An 18,166-nucleotide genomic window follows, 5' to 3' on the forward strand; every position below is an offset into this window, starting at 1 on the left:
TTGGCCTAGCCAGGGGTAAAGGGGGGAAACAACAAAAAATGACCATGGTCGAATTTTGGTTGAACTTTTATGGTACTATGGTAAGGGCAGGACAACGTATAAGGGAAGCAGCAGGATGTCGGGAATTCGTGAAGAAAAAAAACAACTGACCCGCCAGGCTATTCTGGCCGCCGGAGATCGACTGTTCCGCAGCCGGGGATATGACAATACAAGTATCAGCGCCCTGGCGGCTGAAGCTGGAGTTGGCAAGGGAACCGTTTATTCCTATTTCAGGACCAAGCAAGAGGTATTTTTAGCTTTTTGCCGGGCACAGCTGTTCAGAGCTCACAACCAGATTGTCGCCTCCGCCGATACCAATGCCCCTGTGATCGATCAGATGATGGCAGTATTTGCCGAGACCTTTCGGTTTGCCTGCCAGGATAAGGAGTTCGGTCGCCTCTTGCTGCGCGAATCTTTTTTTCCAGATCAGCAGAACCTGGAACAGTCACAGAAAATAGAAGACCTCTATATTGAAATGCTCGTGCCTTTCCTCAAGCGGGCGCAGGAGCGCGGTGAGTTGCGCCCAGAACTCGACCTTACGCTGGTGATCGGCCATTTTTACGGGCTCTATCTTATCACCATATCAGCATGGTTCAGTGGGCGGCTGAAACGGGAAAACGAATTTTACGAGACATTACATCAACTGCTGCAACAGGCCATGTACGGTCTCTCGCCAGTCTACCTTACGGAGAATTGTGATGCATGCAAAGGAAAACCCTGAAGACCGTCGGGCGCGTTCAGGGGTTTTGTTTTTTATCTGGAACAACCTCCCCCGGTTGGGGCTGGTTCTGTTCATCGCCGTGATTTTTATGCTCTCCGGTACGGTCGGAGAGAAAAAGGCCAAGCTGGAGGCTGCAAAAAAAGAGGGACAGGTCGCACAGCGAAGATTGGTCAATACGGTGCTGCTTGAGCTCGTTCCGCGAACCATCTACGACGTGATCAATCTGCCCGGTACCATCGAACCATGGACGGAGTTACAGCTGCTTGCCAAGGTGAGTGGTGCCATTACCGAGGTACTGGTTGAAGAGGGGGATTCTGTGAAGGCTGGCACGGTGATGGCGAGAATCGAGGAGGATGATTACCGGCTTGCTCTGGATGCCGCAACAGCTGCCTACAACCTGGCACGCTCCGAGTTTGCCCGTAACCAGGAGATGCTGAAAAAGCGCGTTATTCCGCCTGCAAGCATGGAATCAAGTGAAACTGCACTGCTTAAGGCCAAAACCGACCTGGAAAAAGCTCGCCTGCAGCTTTCTCGCTGCGCGATTACCGCCCCCATGGACAGCGTGGTGAGGCGGATCGACGCCAAGGTGGGGACGTATCTGAGCGTGGGGGATCCTTTGATCGAGTTGCTGGAGCTTGACCGGGTCAAGGGGGTCGTCGGCATCCCAGAATCAGACGTGGCCGCTGTACGCAACATTTCCGAGGTAGACATAACCATCAATGCCCTCAACGGGAGGCAGTTTACCGGCAAGGCCCATTTTCTCTCACCATCCCCGAAGACCACAGCCTACCTGTATCGATTTGAGCTGGCACTGGACAATCCCAGCCATGAAATTCTGCCCGGGATGTTTTTACGTGCCAATATTGTCAAGGAGCAAGTCGATAATGCCGTCATGGTGCCGCTTTATGCGATTATCAGCCAGGGGGAAGAACAGTTTGTCTATGTTGCCGTGGACGGAGAGGTTGAGCGGCGCCCGGTGCAGCTCGGCATCATTGAAGGGTGGCAGATTCAGGTCGCCAAAGGGTTGGAAGCAGGCGAACGGGTTGTCATTGAAGGGCATCGTGAAGTGGAAGACGGGCAGCAGATTAATATCGTCAAAGTGGTCAGTGACCCTGCAGAACGACTGTTATGATAGTCTCCGATACAGCGGTAAAAAAGAGTATATCGGTCGTGGTATTGGCCGTTCTGATCCTGGTCTTCGGCGTGTACTGTTACCGGGTCCTGCCAAGAGAGAGTGATCCGGATATCACCATTCCCAATGTGTTTGTTTCCACCAATTACCGGGGGGTGTCCTCCACAGATATTGAGACCTCGGTAACCATTGAGATAGAGAAAAAACTCAAAGGGCTCGATGGATTGAAGAAACTCCAATCCGTCAGCACCGAAGGGATGTCCAATATCAATGTGGAGTTTGTCACCGGTACGGATATTGATCAGGCCCTGCAGGATGTGAAGGACAAGGTGGACGAGGCGTTAGGCGAGTTGCCGACTGACCTGGATGAAGACCCCTCTGTTTTTGAAGTGAATTTTTCTGAAATGCCGATTGTCGTTTTCTCGCTTTCCGGCACCTGCGGGCTTCCCTGTTTAAAGCGCATAGCCGATGATCTTGAAGATGACATCGAGGCGGTGACCGGTGTCCTGGAAGTGGACGTCACCGGCGGGCTGGAACGGGAGATCAGGGTGGAGGTGTTTCCGGAAAAGCTCGGATATTACGGCCTGACGTTCAATACGCTCCAGCAGGTCGTGCAAAGCGAAAATATTAATACCTCCGGTGGCGCCATCCGCTTGGGAGCTGGCCGGTTTTTACTTCGTGTTCCGGGGGAGTTCACCACCCCGGAGGAAATATACTGGTTGGTAGTCGGCATGAATAACGGCGAGCCGGTATATCTCAAGGATGTGGCCAGGGTGGTCGATTCCTTTAAGGAGGAAACCAGCAGAGCTCGGCTCGATGGGCGGGATGCCGTTAACATTGCGGTAAAAAAGCGTTCCGGGGAAAATATTATTGCCATCAGCGAGGCTGTTGACAGGATTGTTGCCAAGCGGCAGCAGACATGGCCCCAGGGCACCCAGATTACCAAGGTAATGGACAAGGCAAAAGATATCGGCCAGATGGTTGCTGATCTGGAAAACAACATCCTGTCCGGATTGGTGCTGGTTGTGGTGGTTATCTTTTTTGCTATGGGGATACGCAATGCCATTCTCGTAAGCCTGGCTATCCCTTTTTCCATGCTGCTCACCTTTATTGTGCTGTACCTCATGGGGATAACCCTGAATATGGTGGTTCTGTTCAGTCTTACTCTTGCCCTGGGGATGCTGGTCGACAATGCAATTGTAATTGTAGAGAATATCTATCGGTTCATGGAGCAGGGAGCTTCTCGGGTAGAGGCCGCCATGAAGGCTACCTCGGAGGTGGCCTATCCGGTTATCGGCTCCACGCTGACGACTCTTGCCGCCTTTTCTCCCATGCTTTTCTGGCCCGGAATCATGGGGGAATTCATGAGCTATCTTCCGCTCACCCTTATCATTACCCTTTCCTCGAGCCTGTTTGTTGCCCTGGTGATCAACCCGGCACTGGCGTCTCTGTTTATCAAGGTCAAGGGGGGCAGCCCGACAACGGCTGCCGGGGTAGGAGGGTTTGAGCAACCGGTTGCACTCGACTCCCCCCTGCTGAGGCATTACGCACGATTGTTGCGTTTTGCCCTGCAGCGACCGCTGGTGATCATCGGTTTTTCGGTCTGCGTCCTCATCCTGATGGTTCAGGGCTGGCTGCTGGTGATTGGCCTGGAAAAGCCGGTGGAGTTTTTTCCTGAGATTGAACCCAAAGGCATGTATGTGAACGTGGATGTTCCTGAGGGGGCTGACCTGGAGTACATCGATCGGGTAATGCAGCGAGTGGAAATGGCCGTTGCCGGTGCCGATGAAGAGACCATCGCCAGCGATGCCTTTGATCATGCTGCATACAGGCAGGCCCTGCAGCCAAAAGAATACACTGATGCCTCGGGAAAGGACTATCTTGGTCCGAGCGACCTGGAAAACGTAAAAAATATCTATATGAAAGGCGTGGTGACAGGCGGACCGGGATCGGCCTTTGACCCCAACCTGCCAAACCATATCGGTGTGCGCTTTATCGACTTGAAGGATCGGCATCGGTCGACCTTTGCCACGCTTGAGACCATACGGGAGCGGGTGGCCAACATTGCCGGCGGTAAAATTACCATCGCCAAAGAGGAAGAGGGACCGCCCACCGGGTCTCCGATCAATATCGAGATTTCCGGGGACAATTTTCTGGTCCTCGGCAACCTGGCCAAAAAGGTGAAAAATATCCTTGAAGACATGCCTAATGTAAAGGATGTCCGCGATGACTTTAATGAGGGAACGCCTTCGGTTAAGGTGGTGGTCGACCGACAGAAGGCGGCGTTATTCGGACTGACCACCGACAATATCGGTTTTGCCCTGAAAACAGCCTATAATGGACTGGATGTCTCTTCGTACAGGGAAGGAAGCGATGACTACGACATCACCGTGCAGTTGGCAGAGAGTGACCGCAAGGTGGTCAATGTCCTCAATGAACTGATTATTCCCGCCCCTACCGGTTTTCTTGTTCCTCTCTCCACCTTTGCCGAATTTAAGTTTGCCGGCTCCATTGGCGACATAACACGCATAAATAATGAGCGGGTGGTCACCGTAAAGGCAAATGTCGACGAAGCCAAAACAACCGGTCCGGTGGCGCGGGCAGAGGCAGAAGCGTTGCTTGCCTCCCTGCCACTCCCTGCGGGCTATGCAGTCAAGTTTACCGGTGAATTCGAATTTCAGCAGGAATCCGAGGCATTTCTCACCAAAGCCTTTGTGATCGCCTTGCTGGTTATTTTTCTTATTCTGGTGGCCATGTTTAATTCGGTCGGGCAACCGTTTCTGATCATGAGTTCGGTCATTCTCTCGCTTGGCGGTGCATTTCTCGGGCTGATGCTCTTTCGTCAACCTTTTGGGATTATCATGACCGGCGTGGGGGTGATTTCTCTTGCCGGCGTGGTGGTCAATAATGCGATTGTGTTGATCGATTACACCAATAAACTGCTTGACCGCGGATATCCGCTTATGGAGGCGGTTACCTCCGCAGGCGCCACCCGGCTGCGTCCTGTATTGCTTACCGCGGTTACGACCATCCTCGGCCTGGTGCCGATGGTCACCGGTATCTCCTTTGACTTTCACCTGATGACCATCTCCTGGGTGAGCGAATCCAGCCAATGGTGGAGATCCATGGCGGTTGTGGTAATTTTCGGCCTGGTGGTCGCCACGTTTCTTACCCTGGTAGTGGTACCTACCATTTACTATCTGCAGCAGCGGATTATTGCAGCTTCCGGTCAATTCAGGCAGATCGTTCACGACCGATACTGGGGGGTCTATGACAAACTCACCGGACGCTGAACACAGGGCTGCCATAGCTGCCCAGCCCAACTCTCCTCTGGGAGCGTAATGGGGAAGCAAACCCTGTTTACTGTCCTGTTCGCCGTTTTTACAGCGATGCTCGGGGTTGGTATTATTATCCCGGTGATGCCGCTTTTTGCAGAACAGCTTGGTGCCACCGGCCTTTCCCTGGGGTTTATTGTTGCCGTTTTTTCCATAACCAGAGGCTTTTTTCAACCTGTGATCGGCAGCTGGTCCGACCGGTGGGGAAGAAAAGGCTTTCTCCTGACCGGGCTGACCATTTTTGCTGCCGTCGGTCTGCTTATTCCCAACGCCACTGCTGTCGGACATCTACTCTGTATTCGATCCTTTCAGGGGATGGGGTCAGCGATGATTGTTCCTATTGCCATGGCCTATGTCAGCTCGCTGGCTCCCAGTGGTCATGAAGGACGTTTTATGGGATACCTCAATGTCGCTCTTTTTTGCGGCATTGGCGGAGGGCCGATAATCGGCGGCCTGGTTTCAGACCACTGGGGCATGGCCTCTGTGTTTTATGTGATGGCCGTGCTGAGCAGCTGTGCGTTTCTGCTGGTGGCCTGCTTTTTACCCGGGACCGGCCATCAGGAGGAGGTCAACTCGCTTGGCTTGTTCCGCAACCTGAAAAAAATGGTGCGCCGGCGGAGAACGGTCGGCATGCTGCTTGCGCGGTTTTCAACCATGATTATGATGGTGCCCACCATGGCTTTTCTTCCCCTGCTGATAAACCGGGAGTATGCGGGATCGGGGATGGAGATCGGCATTATCATCGCCGGACGTACCCTGGTCAATGCGGTACTGCAGGTACCTTTCGGCAAACTGGTCGACCGCTACAGCAAGGTGCGGCTGCTGGTACTCGGGTGTTCCTGCATGGGGGGCGTTATCCTGCTCATTCCCTCGGGCAGCTCGATCATGTCCATCATGGTGTTGTATATGCTGCTCGGGCTGGGGGAAGCGGTTATATGGCCGGTGCTTGGGGCCTTTGCCACTGAAGAGGGGCGTCTGCATTACGGGCATGGAACCATGATGGGCGTCTTCAACCTCGCCATGAGCATAGGCGTTTTTTCCGGGGCCATTCTTGCCGGCGTGGCTATGGATTTTTTAGGAATCGCATGGGCTTTTTACCTCAGCGGGGCTGCCCTGCTGGTAGTGAGCTATATAGGAGCGTACCTGATCAGCAACGGAGAGGATGAGGATCTCGACACAGCTATAGACCGCTGATTTTCCAGGTTGCTCTAACCTGCCAAAGTCGTTGGTAATCCAATTTTTTCCTCCTATGGACTACTTGACGTATGCCACTATGTTGGTTATTAGTACGAGGTTAACGCGAAAGTGGCGGAACTGGTAGACGCACTGGATTTAGGATCCAGCGAGCCAAGCTTGTGGGGGTTCGACTCCCCCCTTTCGCACACCTATCAATACTGCGAAAAAAACATCGCTGATCATTATAAATTTTCCTGTGCTATGAGTGTCGCAGGGCAACAAAGGAACTGCAGTCAATGGAAATCGTTGTTGAAAATGTCTCGGATTTAACCAGAAAGCTGACCATTACCCTTCCGGAAAAAGTCGTACAAAAGAAGCTTGATAAAGCCTACAACAAACTCAACAAAGACGTTTCACTCAAAGGGTTTCGTAAAGGCAAGGTTCCTCGCACGGTACTGGAAAAGAATTTCAAGGATCAGGTGCAGGCCGAAGTCGGTGAAACACTTGTGCAGGAGAGCTATTTTGATGCGGTTGAGCAGGAAAAGATCGAGCCGGTAGTGCATCCCGAGATAACAGAGCACTCCTTTCCCGATGCTGGCACCTTCGTCTATGTGGCGATGGTTGATATCAAGCCGGAATTCGATATGACCCAGTATAAAGGACTTGAGGTGGAAAAACCGGTTACAACGATTACCGATGAAGAAGTTGATGTTGAAATCAAGAAACTTCAGCGGGAGAATGCGGTTCTGCAGACAGCCGAAGAAGGGCATGAAATAGCCATTGATGACCTTGCTGTCGTTGATTTTCAGGGTTTTCATGAAGGGAAAGCCATGCCGCAGGTGAAAAATGAAGATTTCACCGTCGATGTCGGGCTTAACCAGTTGGGTGAAGAGTTTGAGGAAAAACTCCTTGGGCTCAAGAAAGGTGACAAGACCTTGTATGAAATTGATTTTCCCGCTGACTATCCCAATCCGATCCTGGCCGGGAAAAAGGTGGAATTCAAAGTTGATGTCAAGGAGGTGAAGGTCCGCCTGATGCCCGAGCTTGATGACGAGTTTGCCAAAGATATTGATGATAAGCATAACAGCCTTGATGACCTGAAAGCCGCTGTGAAACAACAGCTGGAAAAAGCCAGGGAAGAGACACTGCAGGGCGACCTGGATGACCGTATCATGAATAAGCTCATAGAACTCAACGAGTTCGACGTTCCTGAACGGCTGGTTAAGTACGAAATCCAGGAGATGTTGAAGCAGACCGAAGAAAACCTGAAGCGCAGTGGTCTTACCTTGGAGTCCGCGGGTATAAACGTGGAAGAACTGGTTGCCAGTAACCGTGAAGTTGCGGTCAAGCGGGTGAAAGGTGATTTTCTGCTTAAAAAGATAGCGGAACTTGAAGATATCAAGGTGGGCGACGAAGACCTGCAGCGAGGGTATCAGCGTATTGCCGATCAGTACAATATGACCGTTGACCAGGTAAAAGGCTACTTTAAGCGTCGTGAGGAGATCCTGCCGTTCATGAATGAATTGCTCAATGAGAAAATTCTCGAATATCTCCGGGATGCCGCCCAGTTTATCGAAGTAGAAGAGGTCAAAAGCGAGCCGGCTACGGAAACAACCGAGGAAAAGGCAGCCGAATAAGAAGAGAGGTGCTTTCGGGTGCCGCTCTGTTGCGTTATATTTGTGGAGAAGAACATATGAACCTGGTTCCCATGGTTGTAGAGCAAAGCCCACGCGGAGAACGGGCTTTTGATATTTATTCCAGGCTGTTGAAAGAACGGATTATTTTTCTTGGGTCCCAGGTCAATGATGACGTGGCAAGCCTGGTTATCGCGCAGCTGCTCTTTCTTGAAGCAGATGATCCGGATAAGGACATAACTTTCTATATCAATTCCCCCGGTGGTGCCGTTACTGCCGGGATGGCCATATACGATACCATGCAGTACATCCAGTGCGATGTGGCAACCCTGTGTATGGGACAGGCAGCCTCCATGGGGGCTTTACTGCTCGCCGCCGGCGCCGATGGCAAACGTTTTGCGTTGCCTAATTCCCGTATCATGATCCACCAGCCCATGGGTGGATTTCAGGGTCAGGCTACGGATATAGACATCCATGCCAGGGAAATCCTGCGCATGCGCAAGGATCTCAATACCATCCTTTCCCGTCATACCGGCCGGACATTGAAAAAAGTGGAAGCCGATACGGAAAGGGATAATTTCATGAGTGCTGAAGAGGCCAGAAAGTACGGCATTATTGACAAGGTCTTGACCAGCCGTCAGGAAGTAGACGGGGAGAAATAAGAGTGAACGACGAATTCCATGATGAACATGGAGGCAACTGTACCTGTTCGTTCTGCGGAAAGAGCCAGGAAGAAGTAGGGAAACTGATTGCCGGTCCGAATGTATACATCTGCGATGAATGCATAGAGCTCTGCAATGAGATAATCGTTGATTCGGCAGAGGAAAATGCCGAGGGTGCATCTATTGCTCAGGCGGTGCTCAAGCCTAAAGAGATAAAAGCTCATCTGGATGACTACGTAATCGGGCAGGACTATGCCAAGCGGGTTTTGTCCGTCGCAGTGCACAATCATTACAAACGGATTGATGCAGGGCCTGCTGAGGGAGAGCACGATGTGGAGCTGCAGAAGTCCAACATCATTCTCATTGGCCCCACCGGCAGCGGAAAGACCCTGGTAGCCCAGACGCTGGCGCGTATTTTAAATGTTCCCTTTACTATTGCCGATGCCACCACCTTGACCGAGGCAGGGTATGTTGGCGATGATGTGGAGAACATTCTGGTCAGTCTGCTCCAGGCTGCTGATTACGACATCGAACAGGCTGAGCGCGGAATTATCTATATCGATGAGATTGATAAGATCGCACGTAAGTCTGACTCTGCCTCGCTTACCCGTGACGTATCTGGCGAAGGGGTGCAGCAGGCATTGCTGAAGATCATAGAAGGCACCACCGCTTCAGTTCCGCCCAAGGGCGGTCGCAAGCATCCGCAGCAGGAATTGGTACGCATTGACACCACCAATATTCTGTTTATCGTCGGAGGGGCCTTTGTCGGCCTCGATACGGTGATCAAGAGAAGATCCGGGACCAAGGCGATCGGTTTTGGCGCCAAGGTCGTCAGCGATACTGAGCGGAGCGTTGGCGAAGTTCTCAGTACTGTGCAGCCCGAGGACTTGCTCAAGTTCGGCTTGATTCCTGAACTGGTTGGCAGGTTGCCGGTCATCGCCACCATGGAGGAACTGGTCGAAGAAGACCTGATTCGGATTCTGAAGGAGCCGAAAAATGCACTGACCAAACAGTATATTCGGCTTTTTGCCCTGGAAGGGATTCAGCTTCGGTTTACTGAAGGCGCACTGGAGGCAATTGCCAAGAAGGCGCTGGAGCGAAAGTCCGGAGCGCGGGGGCTTCGTTCTGTGATGGAAGAGGCAATGCTTGAAGTCATGTATGAACTGCCTTCTGATACCAGTGCCACAGAATGCGTGATCAACGAGCAGGTTATCACCGAAGGTGAATATCCGGTCATATTATACGAAAGCGCAGAGAACAAAAAAAGCGCCTAAGCAGGTAGATGAATCAATTGAATACTGAAAGACTTCCCCTCATGCCATTGAGGGACATCGTGCTGTTTCCCGGAATGGTTGCTCCCCTGGTTGTGGGGAGGCAGAAATCCATCCTGGCGCTGGAAAACGCCATGGAGGAGAGCAGCATGGTTTTTCTGGTGACCCAGAGAGATGCCGGTGTGGATGACCCTGAGCAGCACCATCTCTACTCCATTGGTACCGTCGCCTCGGTCATGCAGCTGCTTCGGCTCCCTGACGGAACGATCAAGGCACTGGTCGAAGGAAAGCAGCGGGCGCGAATTATTGACAGTGTCCTTGTTGGCCACGGAGAGGACGTCTACTATGCCAGTCACCTGGAAATGGTGGAAGACGTCGATGCTCAGGGCCCACAGGTTGCCGCTTATGTGCGGGAGTTAAAGAAGACCTTTGAACTCTTTGGCCAGGGGAATAAAAAACTGCCTCGAGAGGTCCTGAATACCGTTAACGCCATCGAAGAACCGTCAAGGCTTGTCGATCTTGTCTCCTCCCATATTTCGCTCAAGACCGAGGAAAAACAGCAGATACTGGAAGAAGCTTCTGTACCTGTCCGTATCACCATGGTCTTGGAAATTCTCAATCGGGAACTGGAGCTGTCTGCCTTGGAAAAGGATATCCACTCCAAGGTCAAGAAAAAGATGAGCGCCACCCAGCGCAACTACTTTCTTTCGGAAAAGATGCGGGCCATCCAGGAGGAGATGGGCCAGGGCGAAGGCGGCGATGATCTCTCAGAGCTTGAGGAACTGATTAACCGGAAAAAACTGCCCAAGCTTGCCAAGGAAAAGGTTGCCAAAGAGTTTAAGAAGCTTCGTCAGATGCCGCCCATGTCCGCCGAAACAACGGTGGTACGTAACTATATCGATACCCTGCTGGAACTCCCCTGGAAAAAGAAATCCAGGTCCAAAATTGATATCGACAAGGCAGAGGTTGTTCTGGACGAGGATCATTACGGTCTGGAAAAGCCCAAAGAGCGTATCCTCGAATACCTGGCTGTGCAGACCAAGGTAAAAAAACTGAAAGGACCGATCCTCTGTTTGGTCGGCCCCCCTGGAGTTGGAAAAACTTCTGTCTGTAAATCCATTGCCAGGGCAATGGGGCGGCGGTTTATTCGTCTGTCCCTTGGCGGGGTGCGTGACGAAGCGGAAATCAGGGGCCATCGCCGAACGTATATAGGTGCCATGCCTGGCAAAATAATACAGTCCATGCAGAAGGCCGGGGTAGTGAATCCTGTGTTTTGTCTTGATGAAGTCGATAAAATGAGCGTGGACTTCCGCGGCGATCCATCGGCAGCGCTGCTGGAGGTACTGGACCCTGAACAGAATTATGCGTTCAACGACCATTATCTGGACCTGGACTACGACCTCTCTGAAGTTTTTTTCATTACCACTGCCAATAACCTGCACGGTATACCCTTGCCGCTGCAGGATCGAATGGAAATCATCCAACTCAACGGCTATACGGAAGAGGAAAAGCTGCATATTGCCGAAGATTTTCTTCTCCCCAAGCAACTGGAAGCCAATGGTTTTACACCGCGGCAGATTGCTATTGACCAGCCTGGGTTGCTGGAGATCATTCGCCGCTATACCCGTGAGGCCGGGGTACGGAGCCTGGAGCGAACCATAGCCAGTATTTGCAGGAAGGTTGCGCGCGAGGGGCTCAAGCAGAAGGATCCCCAACAGCAGTATCTACTGGATTCGGAAAAGGTTATCGACTACCTCGGGGTGCCCAAGTACCGTTTCGGTTTGATGGAGAAGTATGACGAAATTGGGTTGACCACCGGCATGGCGTGGACCGAAGTCGGGGGGGAATTGCTGCAGATTGAGGCAACCATTATGCCCGGGTCCGGTAAAATGATTGTCACGGGAAAACTTGGTGACGTTATGCAGGAATCTGCCCAGGCCGCGCTTTCCTATGTCAGGTCACGCTCAATCCGCCTCGGGCTGGAACCGGACTTCTACAAGAAGATCGATGTGCATGTACATGTTCCGGAAGGGGCCATTCCCAAGGACGGACCCTCTGCAGGCATTACCATGGCCACCAGTATTGTCTCTGCCATTCTGAAACTGCCGGTGGATAGGAATATTGCCATGACCGGTGAGATCACCCTCAGAGGAAGGGTGCTGCCCATAGGCGGATTGACGGAAAAACTCCTTGCCGCCAAACGGGGTAATATCTCCAGGGTGCTGATTCCTAGAGAGAACAAGCCAAATCTTGAAGATGTTCCCAAGCAGATACGGGACAGTCTGCAAATCGAGTTTGTTGATGACGTCAGCGAGGTGCTGCAGAAAGCGCTGCTGGCGAAGAAAGGGGAAACACTGTTTAAGGATGTATCGCTGGAATCCATATACGGTGATTTTACCTTGTCCTCGCACAATACGCCTGCCCAATAACCGGCGCGCACTTCTTGTGTTCGGTAAGTGGGGAGAATAGTTGCTACGTGATCCTTTTTTTCTTGACTGGCAGGTGCTATCCTGCTAAATACCTTCTTCACTGTTGGGGCGAATAGCTCAGCTGGGAGAGCATCGGCCTTACAAGCCGAGGGTCACAGGTTCGAGCCCTGTTTCGCCCACCACAGTTAGGGATCGTAGTTCAGTTTGGTTAGAACGCCGGCCTGTCACGCCGGAGGTCGCGAGTTCGAGTCTCGTCGGTCCCGCCACTAGATATTCAAGGGATTACCTCTTCGGGTAATCCCTTTTTTTATTGTCTTGTCGTTACCCTGCTTGCTTTTCTTCAAACAAGCCGGTCATGAGGATGACATGGGGGAAACTTTACCGGGGCTGGATAATTAGCTTGACTGGCAGGAGTTATCCTGCTAAATACCTTTTTCACTGTTGGGGCGAATAGCTCAGTTGGGAGAGCATCGGCCTTACAAGCCGAGGGTCACAGGTTCGAGCCCTGTTTCGCCCACCACAGTTAGGGATCGTAGTTCAGTTTGGTTAGAACGCCGGCCTGTCACGCCGGAGGTCGCGAGTTCGAGTCTCGTCGGTCCCGCCATTCCAGATGTACAACGGGTAGCTGCAACTGCGGCTACCCGTTTTTTTTTACCTTTTTTGGGACCTGATTGGGTACCCCTTCCTCTACCCGCAATCTATTGTCAGAGCTTTTGTGCTGCAGTTTTCACAGCTGCTCATCGAACCGGGTTTGGCTGCTGGTGTTTGCTTGTTCAGATAGTAGCAGCTCGTCGGAGCTCCTGATTGAGGAGGTCCAGGTCAACATCCACAAACGGTCGCTGTTCGAGAATTTCCAGGCAGAAGGTGCGGGCTACGGCATATCTGTTGGACAGTGAATCAATTTTTCCGGCGATACGCGGTGAAAGCCCTGACATGCGCCAGAAGTCTCTCCCTGTTCCCAGCATAATGATCACCATCAGGAAAATAATCGACCAGATGAGTCGTGCGTCCGGACCTGTTGCGGAATGCAATGCCCAGAAGGAGAAGAGCATTCCTGCAGTAAAACCGCAAACCACGCCTACCCATCTGACACAATCCAGGTGAGGCTTGAGGTTATACTTCGGGTTGTCTGCCTTCAACACGTTCAGATATTTGGGGATCTGTTCAAGTTTAATGAAGAAGTGCACCATGGTCAGGGTGTAGCCAAAGGTAACCCATCCGCGAACAAAGGTGACTGTTTCTTCGGAATAACTGGCAAGCAGGAAAAAGGCTTCACCTGTCTGCCATGATTGGACAAGAATAGAAAGGAAAGACCCGTAAATAACGGCCTGCAGGCAGCTGATGATGTAGGAATTTCGGCACACTCGGGTCAGGGTTTGCAGCTGCGCTTGACGACTGAATAGTCTCTTCATTGGTAGCACCCCTTGGTTGCAGGGAGAAAGGAAAGCAAGCTCTTTTCGGTAAAAAATTCCGAAACATCACTTGAGTACGCCCATACCACCACCATAATCATTATTATTTATTTTTCCTTTTTTTGGTCAATTAATCTGTTCCGCAGGGTGTTGTCTCCTTGGAAAGACCTACCATTAAATCATTGCTCTGTGTTGGCAGGTGAATATTCTCCCGCATGTCTGTGGGGCAGAAAAATGTATTATTGTTGGTATGTTGCGAGTGCTGGTGTCGCAAGGCGAGGGACTGTTGTTGCTTTGCTGCCTTCTTTGGGGCTGGTGCCGCTTGGAGTTGCCGGCAGGTAGAAGAGGGCCAACGTTGGCACCATTGCTCATTGCTCATCACCGCAGGTCAGCGGGAAGAGGGCACGCGTCTTGCTTCTATTTTTTTCGTTTCCCTTAATTGTTCTATCTCCACCTTTTTCCATAATTAATTTTTCGTTTTCCTCTGCATGCGGTTTGAGTGCGGTCGCTGTTGTTGGTTGGATTGGACTCTGTTGGCGGTTACCTCCCCTGTTTTCGGTCTGGGCATAAATAATACTTATATGGGCAATAGAAAATGTGCAAAATGTGCAATTTGTGTTAATTGGCATTTCGTGCTGGGGCAGCTATTTGGAAAGGTGCGTACCTGTCGCGTGGCCCAGGTCTTTGCCATTCAGGTCGCCTTGTTTTCTGAATTTAATGTGCTTGGCTGTTTTTTATGTTGCTGAATATATTTAAAAAAAGTTTTTTCAGCTATGTTCTCTGCGTTTTTCTGTTCGGCTGCCAGTCTGGAGAACAGTGTCAGCAGCTGCTTGTTGCCAAGTGTACTCGTTGTCATCCGGTTTCAACAAGTTGTGCAAAAGTAGGCGAGAGTGAGCGACGATGGCTAGGCATTATCGATGCCATGGTACAGCTCAATGCAGACGTTTCATCCACAGAACGGGTACAGCTTGCCCGATGTCTGAGCAATTCTTCTCCAGCCACACAGGAGTTGTGCAGGTAAGACAAGCTACCCAGGAAAAACGCAATCAGCGGCCTCGTATGTGCAGGAGGGGTCGTCAAGCGAGAGGGAGAGTATGAAAGAAGAAAATTTTAAACGGCTTCAGGGGCGTCTCAACGGTGTAACACGAAGAGATTTCATGAAATTCTGTTCAGCGGTAGCGGCCGGCATGGCGCTTCCTGAGGCAATGGCACCCAAAATTGCTCAGGCAATAACCAGCCCGCAACGGCCGCCGGTTGTCTGGCTGCATGGTTCAGAGTGTACCGGGTGCAGCATGTCACTCCTGCGCTCAGAACATCCCTCCTTAGAGAAGTTGATTTTCGATCTTATCTCACTGGATTTTCATGAGACTGTTTCCGCCGGCGCAGGCCATCAGGCCGAAGAAGCATTGCATCGCACCGTTGAGGAAAACTACGGAAAATTTATCCTGGTGATCGAAGGGGCGATTCCGTTGAAAGATGGCGGTATTTACTGCCAGGTAGCGGGCAAAAATTTTGTTGACACGGTAAAAGAGATCGGTTCCCAGGCCGGTGCTGTCATAGCTGTAGGTTCCTGCGCTTCCTGGGGTGGAGTAGCGGCAATGGAACCGAACCCTACCGAGTGTGTTGGCGTGGCTGATGTGCTGACCGATACCCAGGTTGTCAGTATTCCGGGGTGTCCGCCCAACCCGTATAACCTGCTTTCTACTATTATTCATTATCTTACCTTTCATGCCTTGCCGGCGTTAGACGCGAAGAATCGTCCGACCTTCGCCTATGGCCGTTTGATCCATGAGCACTGTGAAAGGCGCCCTCATTTTGACAATGGTCGGTTTGCCCGCCAGTTCGGTGATGAGGGGCATCGTCAGGGGTATTGCCTCTACTATCTCGGCTGCAAGGGACCGGTTACTTATGCCAACTGTTCAACCAGTCAGTTTGGCGATGCAGGCTCCGGATGCTGGCCGGTAGCCACCGGTCATCCCTGTTTCGGATGTGCCGAGCAGGGGGTAGGGTTCCAGATGCCGCAGTTTGCTACCAGCCCGGTACTGCATACAACACCGGCAGCCGAGCATGCGCCAATAAGCGTAGAACGTGGCCAGGGGGTAACCCCTGGTTCTGCTGCGCTTATGGCCGGATTGGGTGGTGCGGCAATTGGTGCTGGCGCTGTATTTACCGCGAAGCTTGGAAAGAAGAGGTCCGACCATGAAGATGAAAAGGCGTGAGTTTCTGAAGGGAGCTGCTGGTGGATTGGCGCTGCTGACCATTGACGGTCAGGCTGTTGATGCCCGGACAGTCGAAGCACTGCCGCCCAACGCCCTTGGGATTCTCTATGATTCAACCCTGTGCGTGGGGTGTAATGCCTGCATGTCGGCATGCAAAGAGGCCAACTCCATGCCGGCTGAACTGGATGAACAGGACGGCATCTGGGACAAACCCCAGGACCTTTCCGCCAAGACGCTGAACATTATCAAGAAGTACGCAGACGGCAAGGGCGTAAATAAGGATGAGGTGGAGGACGGGTATGCCTTTATCAAGCGCCAGTGCCTGCACTGTGTTGACCCTTCCTGCGTAACGGCATGTCCTGTGTCGGCCCTTACCAAGGATAAAGACAACGGAATCGTCAGCTATAACAAGGATGCCTGCATAGGGTGTCGGTATTGCCAGGTAGCCTGTCCGTATAATATCCCCAAGTTCGAGTGGGAAGATCCCTACCCGGAAATTGTCAAGTGCCAGCTGTGTTCGCATGTGATCGAAAAAGGCGGTATTTCGGCCTGTTGTTCTGTTTGCCCGACCGGAGCATCTCTATTCGGGCAGGTTGAAGAACTGCTTGAAGAGACCAGAAGACGATTGCAGATGAAACCCGGCAAGACCTATGATTTTCCTGTTTCCTCCATTGATTCGGGGAAAGTGCATGCGTTCAAGGCACCTCAATACGTTCGCCACGTATATGGCAAGGAAGAGCTGGGAGGGACCCAGGTAATGTACATGGCAGCGGTACCTTTTGAAAAGTTCGGTCTGCCCAGTTTTCCCAAGGAGTCCTTTGTCTCTATGGCAAGTGGTATCCAGTACGCTATTTACAAGGGAATGGTGTATCCGCTCGTCGTTCTTGCCGGCCTCGTCTTTATGGTGAAGAAAAATAAACACAGCGAAGAACAGGAACAGACGAAATCAGCCTCAGTCACTAAGGGAGGGAGTCATGAGTGATGCAGCAAAACCCCTGGGCGGAAGAATTTTTACCCCCACCTTTGCCATCTGCCTGATCATAGTGGGGATTGCCGGTTATTTTGCGGTCAAGCGGTTTATTTTTGGTATCGGCTCGGTTTCCAACATGAATGACGGGTTTCCCTGGGGCATTTGGATTGCCTATGACGTGGTTGTCGGTACGGCCTTTGCGTGCGGCGGCTATGTGATGGCCCTGATGGTCTATATTCTCAACCGGGGAGAGTTTCATCCGTTGGTCAGACCGGCATTGCTGGCCTCCATGTTCGGCTACACCCTTGCCGGGGTCTCGGTCTTCCTCGATATCGGCAGGTACCTCAATGTCTACAATCTCTACCTGCCATGGAAGATGAATTTTCATTCGGTCATGTTCGAGGTGGCAATGTGCATTGGAACCTATATTTTTGTCCTGTGGCTCGAATTCACCCCGGCTTTTGTCGAAAAGTGGAAGTTGAAGAATTTCGGCAAACGGCTGAATCGAGTTATCTTCGCCCTGATAGCCCTGGGCGTGCTTCTGCCCACCATGCACCAGTCTTCCCTGGGCACGATGATGCTGATGGCCGGGTACAAGCTCTCTCCCCTTTGGCACACCAGTACCTTGCCGCTCCTGTTTCTGCTGACCGCCATGTTCATGGGGTTTGCCATGGTAATCTTCGAAGCCACTGTTTCATCTAGGGTGTATGCGTTGGGTGATGAGACGGATATGCTGGCCAAGGTGGCCCGAATCATGTCGTGGGTGCTGGGATTCTACCTGATCATTCGTTTCCAGAATATTTTCATGCGCGGTGAAATGGCCAATGCCTTTTCCGGCTCGTTTCTCGGCAACATGTTCCTGATCGAAAACTGCATGCTGCTCATCGGCCTGGTGATTCTTGCCTATCCTCACTATCGCGCCAACCCGCGGCTCCTGTTTGTTGCCGCACTCTGTGTGTTGGTCGGCGGCTCCCTGTTCCGCTTTAATACCTATATTATCGGTTTCGATCCGGGAACCGGGTGGAAGTATTTTCCCTCCATTGGCGAACAGATGATCACCTACGGGCTTATAGCCTTTGAAATTGCAGCCTATACACTCTTTGTCAAAGTATTCCCTGTTTTCAGCGTTCACCACGCCGCTGATTCCAATCAGTAAGGAGTTTTAC

The 18,166-nt window shown here is 51.8% G+C and carries 14 protein-coding genes and 5 tRNA genes; 17 read left to right on the plus strand and 2 right to left on the minus strand.

Going from position 1 to position 18,166, the window contains the following annotated elements:
* The first annotated feature begins 115 nt into the window (after nucleotides 1-115).
* The 13 genes from ACZ52Z_RS01965 (at nucleotide 116) to ACZ52Z_RS02025 (ending at nucleotide 13,003) form a co-directional block, all read left to right on the plus strand.
* Nucleotides 116-760, plus strand: a complete 645-nt coding sequence (locus ACZ52Z_RS01965; RefSeq protein WP_464269085.1) for a TetR/AcrR family transcriptional regulator — start codon at nucleotides 116-118, stop codon at nucleotides 758-760.
* Nucleotides 738-1,892 carry an efflux RND transporter periplasmic adaptor subunit gene (locus ACZ52Z_RS01970; protein WP_464269086.1) on the plus strand — a complete coding sequence of 385 codons (1,155 nt, stop codon included), beginning with the start codon at nucleotides 738-740 and terminating at the stop codon, nucleotides 1,890-1,892. The genes ACZ52Z_RS01965 and ACZ52Z_RS01970 overlap by 23 nt, the downstream gene beginning before the upstream one ends.
* Entirely contained in the window at nucleotides 1,889-5,185 is a 3,297-nt protein-coding gene (locus ACZ52Z_RS01975) for an efflux RND transporter permease subunit (protein WP_464269087.1), read from the plus strand. The genes ACZ52Z_RS01970 and ACZ52Z_RS01975 overlap by 4 nt, the downstream gene beginning before the upstream one ends.
* Nucleotides 5,186-5,233: 48 nt before the next feature.
* Nucleotides 5,234-6,421: an MFS transporter gene (locus ACZ52Z_RS01980; RefSeq protein WP_464269088.1), complete on the plus strand. Its 1,188-nt coding sequence runs from the start codon at nucleotides 5,234-5,236 to the stop codon at nucleotides 6,419-6,421.
* 105 nt (nucleotides 6,422-6,526) lie between these two features.
* Nucleotides 6,527-6,609 (plus strand) — tRNA-Leu (locus ACZ52Z_RS01985).
* Nucleotides 6,610-6,699: 90 nt separating this feature from the next.
* Nucleotides 6,700-8,040, plus strand: coding sequence for a trigger factor (tig, locus tag ACZ52Z_RS01990; protein WP_464269089.1), 1,341 nt, complete (start codon nucleotides 6,700-6,702; stop codon nucleotides 8,038-8,040).
* Between the two features lie 56 nt (nucleotides 8,041-8,096).
* Nucleotides 8,097-8,699, plus strand: coding sequence for an ATP-dependent Clp endopeptidase proteolytic subunit ClpP (clpP, locus tag ACZ52Z_RS01995; protein ID WP_464269090.1), 603 nt, complete (start codon nucleotides 8,097-8,099; stop codon nucleotides 8,697-8,699).
* 2 nt (nucleotides 8,700-8,701) lie between these two features.
* Nucleotides 8,702-9,973, plus strand: a complete 1,272-nt coding sequence (gene clpX / locus ACZ52Z_RS02000) for an ATP-dependent Clp protease ATP-binding subunit ClpX (protein WP_464269091.1) — start codon at nucleotides 8,702-8,704, stop codon at nucleotides 9,971-9,973.
* Nucleotides 9,974-9,981: 8 nt separating this feature from the next.
* On the plus strand, nucleotides 9,982-12,399 hold the full coding sequence (lon, locus tag ACZ52Z_RS02005; protein WP_464269092.1) for an endopeptidase La: 2,418 nt from the start codon (nucleotides 9,982-9,984) through the stop codon (nucleotides 12,397-12,399).
* 106 nt (nucleotides 12,400-12,505) lie between these two features.
* Nucleotides 12,506-12,581, plus strand: a tRNA-Val gene (locus ACZ52Z_RS02010).
* Between the two features lie 6 nt (nucleotides 12,582-12,587).
* Nucleotides 12,588-12,665, plus strand: a tRNA-Asp gene (locus ACZ52Z_RS02015).
* A gap of 178 nt (nucleotides 12,666-12,843) precedes the next feature.
* Nucleotides 12,844-12,919: transfer RNA gene (locus tag ACZ52Z_RS02020), tRNA-Val, on the plus strand.
* 6 nt (nucleotides 12,920-12,925) lie between these two features.
* A tRNA-Asp gene (locus tag ACZ52Z_RS02025) sits at nucleotides 12,926-13,003 on the plus strand.
* A 169-nt stretch (nucleotides 13,004-13,172) separates the two neighbouring features.
* On the opposite strand, the gene ACZ52Z_RS02030 is transcribed toward ACZ52Z_RS02025, so the two are convergent.
* Together ACZ52Z_RS02030 and ACZ52Z_RS02035 are read right to left on the minus strand one after the other, a co-directional pair.
* On the minus strand, nucleotides 13,173-13,811 hold the full coding sequence (locus tag ACZ52Z_RS02030) for a hypothetical protein (RefSeq protein ID WP_464269093.1): 639 nt from the start codon (nucleotides 13,809-13,811) through the stop codon (nucleotides 13,173-13,175).
* A 368-nt stretch (nucleotides 13,812-14,179) separates the two neighbouring features.
* Nucleotides 14,180-14,440 carry a hypothetical protein gene (locus ACZ52Z_RS02035; RefSeq protein ID WP_464269094.1) on the minus strand — a complete coding sequence of 87 codons (261 nt, stop codon included), beginning with the start codon at nucleotides 14,438-14,440 and terminating at the stop codon, nucleotides 14,180-14,182.
* Between the two features lie 107 nt (nucleotides 14,441-14,547).
* Between ACZ52Z_RS02035 and ACZ52Z_RS02040 the strand changes: the two genes are divergently transcribed.
* The 4 genes from ACZ52Z_RS02040 (at nucleotide 14,548) to hybB (ending at nucleotide 18,156) form a co-directional block, all read left to right on the plus strand.
* Entirely contained in the window at nucleotides 14,548-14,832 is a 285-nt protein-coding gene (locus ACZ52Z_RS02040; protein ID WP_464269095.1) for a hypothetical protein, read from the plus strand.
* Nucleotides 14,833-14,905: 73 nt separating this feature from the next.
* Nucleotides 14,906-16,030: a hydrogenase small subunit gene (locus ACZ52Z_RS02045; RefSeq protein WP_464269096.1), complete on the plus strand. Its 1,125-nt coding sequence runs from the start codon at nucleotides 14,906-14,908 to the stop codon at nucleotides 16,028-16,030.
* On the plus strand, nucleotides 16,011-17,012 hold the full coding sequence (gene hybA / locus ACZ52Z_RS02050; RefSeq protein ID WP_464269097.1) for a hydrogenase 2 operon protein HybA: 1,002 nt from the start codon (nucleotides 16,011-16,013) through the stop codon (nucleotides 17,010-17,012). Before ACZ52Z_RS02045 ends, hybA begins: the two co-directional genes overlap by 20 nt.
* A complete protein-coding gene (gene hybB, locus ACZ52Z_RS02055; protein ID WP_464269098.1) occupies nucleotides 17,005-18,156 on the plus strand; it encodes a Ni/Fe-hydrogenase cytochrome b subunit in 1,152 nt (383 codons plus the stop codon). Before hybA ends, hybB begins: the two co-directional genes overlap by 8 nt.
* Nucleotides 18,157-18,166: the final 10 nt, after the last annotated feature.

The sequence above is a fragment of the Desulfogranum aggregans genome, from assembly GCF_055398265.1.

Excerpts from the sequence above, each read along its gene's own strand:
- ACZ52Z_RS01975 (WP_464269087.1), top strand. The coding sequence starts at position 1,889 with ATGATAGTCTCCGATACAGCGGTAAAAAAGAGTATATCGGTCGTGGTA.
- hybB (WP_464269098.1), top strand. The coding sequence starts at position 17,005 with ATGAGTGATGCAGCAAAACCCCTGGGCGGAAGAATTTTTACCCCCACC.
- ACZ52Z_RS01965 (WP_464269085.1), top strand. The coding sequence starts at position 116 with ATGTCGGGAATTCGTGAAGAAAAAAAACAACTGACCCGCCAGGCTATT.
- tig (WP_464269089.1), top strand. The coding sequence starts at position 6,700 with ATGGAAATCGTTGTTGAAAATGTCTCGGATTTAACCAGAAAGCTGACC.
- ACZ52Z_RS02040 (WP_464269095.1), top strand. The coding sequence starts at position 14,548 with ATGTTGCTGAATATATTTAAAAAAAGTTTTTTCAGCTATGTTCTCTGC.
- lon (WP_464269092.1), top strand. The coding sequence starts at position 9,982 with ATGAATCAATTGAATACTGAAAGACTTCCCCTCATGCCATTGAGGGAC.
- ACZ52Z_RS02030 (WP_464269093.1), bottom strand. The coding sequence starts at position 13,811 with ATGAAGAGACTATTCAGTCGTCAAGCGCAGCTGCAAACCCTGACCCGA.
- ACZ52Z_RS02045 (WP_464269096.1), top strand. The coding sequence starts at position 14,906 with ATGAAAGAAGAAAATTTTAAACGGCTTCAGGGGCGTCTCAACGGTGTA.
- hybA (WP_464269097.1), top strand. The coding sequence starts at position 16,011 with ATGAAGATGAAAAGGCGTGAGTTTCTGAAGGGAGCTGCTGGTGGATTG.
- clpP (WP_464269090.1), top strand. The coding sequence starts at position 8,097 with ATGAACCTGGTTCCCATGGTTGTAGAGCAAAGCCCACGCGGAGAACGG.
- ACZ52Z_RS01980 (WP_464269088.1), top strand. The coding sequence starts at position 5,234 with ATGGGGAAGCAAACCCTGTTTACTGTCCTGTTCGCCGTTTTTACAGCG.
- ACZ52Z_RS01970 (WP_464269086.1), top strand. The coding sequence starts at position 738 with ATGCATGCAAAGGAAAACCCTGAAGACCGTCGGGCGCGTTCAGGGGTT.
- ACZ52Z_RS02035 (WP_464269094.1), bottom strand. The coding sequence starts at position 14,440 with ATGCCAATTAACACAAATTGCACATTTTGCACATTTTCTATTGCCCAT.